Origin of the sequence: Ferrovibrio terrae (assembly GCF_943371255.1) — a bacterium.
Classification (GTDB): domain Bacteria; phylum Pseudomonadota; class Alphaproteobacteria; order Ferrovibrionales; family Ferrovibrionaceae; genus Ferrovibrio; species Ferrovibrio terrae_B.
Genome location: NZ_CALRUC010000199.1, coordinates 1 through 3,715, shown reverse-complemented (window position 1 = coordinate 3,715; position 3,715 = coordinate 1). Strand labels below are relative to the sequence as shown.

Below are 3,715 nucleotides of genomic sequence, written 5' to 3'. Positions count from 1 at the left end.
CGCATCATCCTGCTGGATGATGCCGAGCCGGATCGCGAGCTGGCGCTGATCGTGCTCGACTACACGCCGACACGGCTGGTCGCCTTCGACGAGACGATTGAATCCGACCGCCGCCTGGTGAAGTGCCGCTAGCCCGCCTGCGGTAACGGCGCGGGCTGCACGCCCATCGCCGCCATCAGGAAACAGTTCACATCCGCAATTTCGGCAATGCTCATCCAGGTGGGCTTGCCCATGCCGTGGCCCGCACGGCGGTCGATCCGCAGCAGCGTGACATTCTGCGCATGGCCGTTGGCCTGCAGGGCCGCGCCGAACTTGTAGGCATGCGCGGGCACCACGCGGTCGTCGTGGTCGCCGGTGGTGATCAAGATCGGCGGATAGGCTGCATTGGCCTTCACGTTATGCAGCGGCGAATAGGCGAGCAGCGCCGCGAAGGCCTCTGGGTCGGTCGGATCGCCGTATTCATGCCGCCAGAAACTGCCAAAAGTGAAGCGGTCGTAGCGCAGCATGTCGGTGACGGGCACCTGGCAGACCACCGCACCGAACAGATCCGGTCGCTGCAGCATGCAGGCGGCGACCAGCAGGCCGCCGTTGCTCCCGCCGATGATGCCGATGCGGCCGGACCGGCTATAGGTCCCGGCGGCCAGCCATTCGGCACAGGCGATAAAATCATCGAAGGCGACCTGACGCTTTACGCCTCGGGCGGCTTCATGCCAGGTGCGGCCGTATTCGCCACCACCACGGATCGAGGCCACGGCGAAGATTCCGCCCATGCGCAACCAGTGCAGCGCGCCGAAGCTGACCGAGGGCATCATGGGAACTGAGAAGCCGCCATAGGCATAGAGCTTCACCGGTGCCGTGCCATCCAGTTGTAGGTCGCGCCGGTGCATCACCGTCAGCGGAATGCGCGTGCCATCTTTGGCTTCGACGAAGACCTGACGGATCTCCATGTCGTCGAGATTGAAACGCGCGGCCGTGTCGCGCAGCACCGACAGGCTGCGTGTGGCAATGTCGTAACGCAGGATGCGCTGCGGATGGCGATAGCTGTTCTCGGCCAGCAGGAATTCTCTGTCATCTAGTTTCGGTGCACCGAAGAAGATTCCGACCTGGCCATCGAACGGCAACTCGGTGATTGCGTGACCGGCCATGTCATGCAACGTCAGACGATGACTGACATGCACCATGCGTTTGACCAGCAGGTGCCCGCCGGCATAGGCGGCCTCCTGGATCGGATGCTCGCTCTCGGGAATGATTGTCTGCCAGTGTGCCGAGGCAGGGTTGGTACCGTCGAGGCGTACGATGCGGCAGTTTGGTGCATCGAGATCAGTAACCGCATGCCAGATGCCGTCGCGGTGTGCTACTGGCCAGAACCGCGCCAGGCCGAGCGGAGACAGCGTTTCGAAAGGCGCATCCAGCCGCGCATCGAAGCGGCGATTGACGATGCCGTTGCGTTCGTCGGTGCCGCGCGCCAGATACAGCGACAGCATAGTGCCGTCGTAGGTGGCGCCGGCAGAGATGAAGAGGCTTTGCTCTTCGGGCATGGCGAAGACGCAGATATCCTTTCCCTGTGCATCGCCCAGGCGGTGGAAATAGACACGCGTGCTGCGGCGATCCCAGTCCGGCGGATCATCAGGTGCGGCGATGCGGGTGTAGTAGAAGCCACTGCTGTCGGGGACCCAGGCGACCGATGTGTGCTTGCACCATTCCAGTCGGTCGGCGCGCGGCATGCCGCTGTCGACCTGCATCAGGTGCAGCACCTGCCGGTCGCTGCCGCCATCGGAGAGCAGATAGGCCAGCAGGTTGCCGTCGCGGCTGGGGAAGACGCCGCTGATCGAGACCGTGCCATCGGCTGAAAGTTTCGGCCCATCGAGCAGGATACGCCAGGGGCCGGTGCTGCTGTCGCCGGTGGCGAAACTGAACTGGTCATCGAGGCCGTTGCTGAGCCAGAGGAACCAGCGCTGTCCCTCACGGGACGGAATGCCCTGCTTGGGGTAATCCCAGATGCCGCGCAGATAGCGTTCTGCATCGGCCTGGCCGGGTAGGTCTTTCAGCCATGCGCGGCAGCGCTCATCCTGCGCCTCGACCCAGGCCTGAACGTCGGGCCGTGCCGAATCTTCCAGAGGCCGGAAAGGGTCAGTGATGCGGACCCCGTGCAGGATGTCAGCGCTGTCATCCTGTGGTGCCACTGGGGGGTGAGATGGATGCATCATGCGGTGCTGTGGCACCTATTCCGAAACCGGCATCAGGCGAGCAGGCTGGCCCGCCTCTGCAAAATACGCCGGCTGACGGAAGAACGGCTTCACGGTAATCCCTGGCAGTTTCGCCAGCGCCGCCTTCGCGGGCTCATCGTTGCGGGTCAGCTTGATAATCTTGGCAGGAAAGTCGGCAACGTTGACATGCAGGTCACCGATATAGCGGACCTCACCGGGCTTCAATGCAAAGAAGGGGGCATTGATGGTGCCACTTAGCTGCGTTGTCTGGTGATGGTTGGCCATACTGGTGTGGATCTGGCGCAGCATGTATGTGCCGGCCGGCACGCGAAGGACATGCCACGTCATCTCTTCCTGCAGGCTGGATTTGAAAATGAGCATGTCTCGCCCGGCATTATCGACGACGAACCCCGTCGGGCCGGGATACTGGACCACTGAGGCCTTTGACCGCGTCCAGGTCATCGTGAATGCCCTGTACTGGCTGCCCAGCCAGCTTTCAATCGGCGTCGCCGATTTCATGCCGATCACCAGGATGGCGCCGGGGGAATCCGCATTGAAGCGGATATCTTTTGGTGCATCGGAACTGGATTTCGTGCTGCAGGCGCCGGCGAGCAGCGTAACCAGCAGAACGAGCAGCAGGCTGGAAATCTTCTTTCTGAAATTTTCCATGCCTTCAGTCTTAGCCCAGGGCAGTGTCAACCGGCAACCGGATTTCATGCGATCAGATGCGGCACGAAGCGGCTGTCTTCGTTGCCATGGCTTTGCCCCAGGCGGCTTTCCTGGATGCCCAGGCCGCAGGCGCGCGACGCCACGATCCAGACGCCCAGCGCCGGGCTGAAGCCGTCGAAGGCGGGCAGGGCATCCACCGGCTGCAGGTTTTCATGGCCGGGGAAGGCCTGCCGCAGCAGCGGCAGCAGGGCGTCATGCGACAGCAGCAGCTTCCAGGCCGGCTCGATCAGGCGCATGCCCGAGGTGCGGATCTGCGGCGCGATGGCCGCCTGCAGCAGCCGGTCCCAGGGAGACAGCTTGCACAGCACGGTGATCGGCCTGGCTTCCAGGTCGGTGAAGCGCTTGCCGTTCCAGCCGAGCTGCTCGATGGGCAGGAAGCCGGTCTCCAGCCCGGCCTGCATGGCGGTGCCGCGCAGGTAGTCGCAGGCGTCGCGCGCGGCATCGTCGCCGCCGCCACAGGTGAAATGCACACGATGGCCCCAGAGGCCGAAACGTTTCCAGGCCTCGATCAGCATCTCGTCGATGCCGTTGAACTGGTCGCCGTGATTGTAATGGCTGTCGAACCATTCCCACTGCACCACGCTGGCGTCGTGTAGTCCCGCAGGGGCATCGGCGGCATAGGCCAGCAGCCGGGGCGCGCCATGGCCGTCCCAGGCGAGGTCGAGGCGGCCGAACAGGTTCTTGTCCTGGCGGCGCCAGGAATCCTCGATCAGGGTGCAGGCGAGGTCGCCAAGGCCGAAGGCGGCATAATCGCCGGCCGCCACGATGCGCTCGACCAG

At 63.8% G+C, this 3,715-nt stretch carries 3 protein-coding genes; all 3 read right to left on the bottom strand.

Annotated features, from left to right (window positions below):
• Positions 1-128: 128 nt before the first annotated feature.
• Complete coding sequence (locus AAG799_RS22685) at positions 129-2,207, bottom strand: prolyl oligopeptidase family serine peptidase (RefSeq protein WP_341899390.1); 2,079 nt, start codon at positions 2,205-2,207, stop codon at positions 129-131.
• Positions 2,208-2,222: 15 nt separating this feature from the next.
• Positions 2,223-2,876, bottom strand: coding sequence for a hypothetical protein (locus AAG799_RS22680; protein ID WP_341899388.1), 654 nt, complete (start codon positions 2,874-2,876; stop codon positions 2,223-2,225).
• 44 nt (positions 2,877-2,920) lie between these two features.
• On the bottom strand, positions 2,921-3,715 hold a 795-nt coding region (locus AAG799_RS22675; RefSeq protein ID WP_341899386.1), incomplete at its 5' end, for a glutathionylspermidine synthase family protein.

Coding starts and splice junctions, on each gene's coding strand:
- AAG799_RS22685 (WP_341899390.1), bottom strand. CDS start 2,207: ATGATGCATCCATCTCACCCCCCAGTGGCACCACAGGATGACAGCGCT.
- AAG799_RS22680 (WP_341899388.1), bottom strand. CDS start 2,876: ATGGAAAATTTCAGAAAGAAGATTTCCAGCCTGCTGCTCGTTCTGCTG.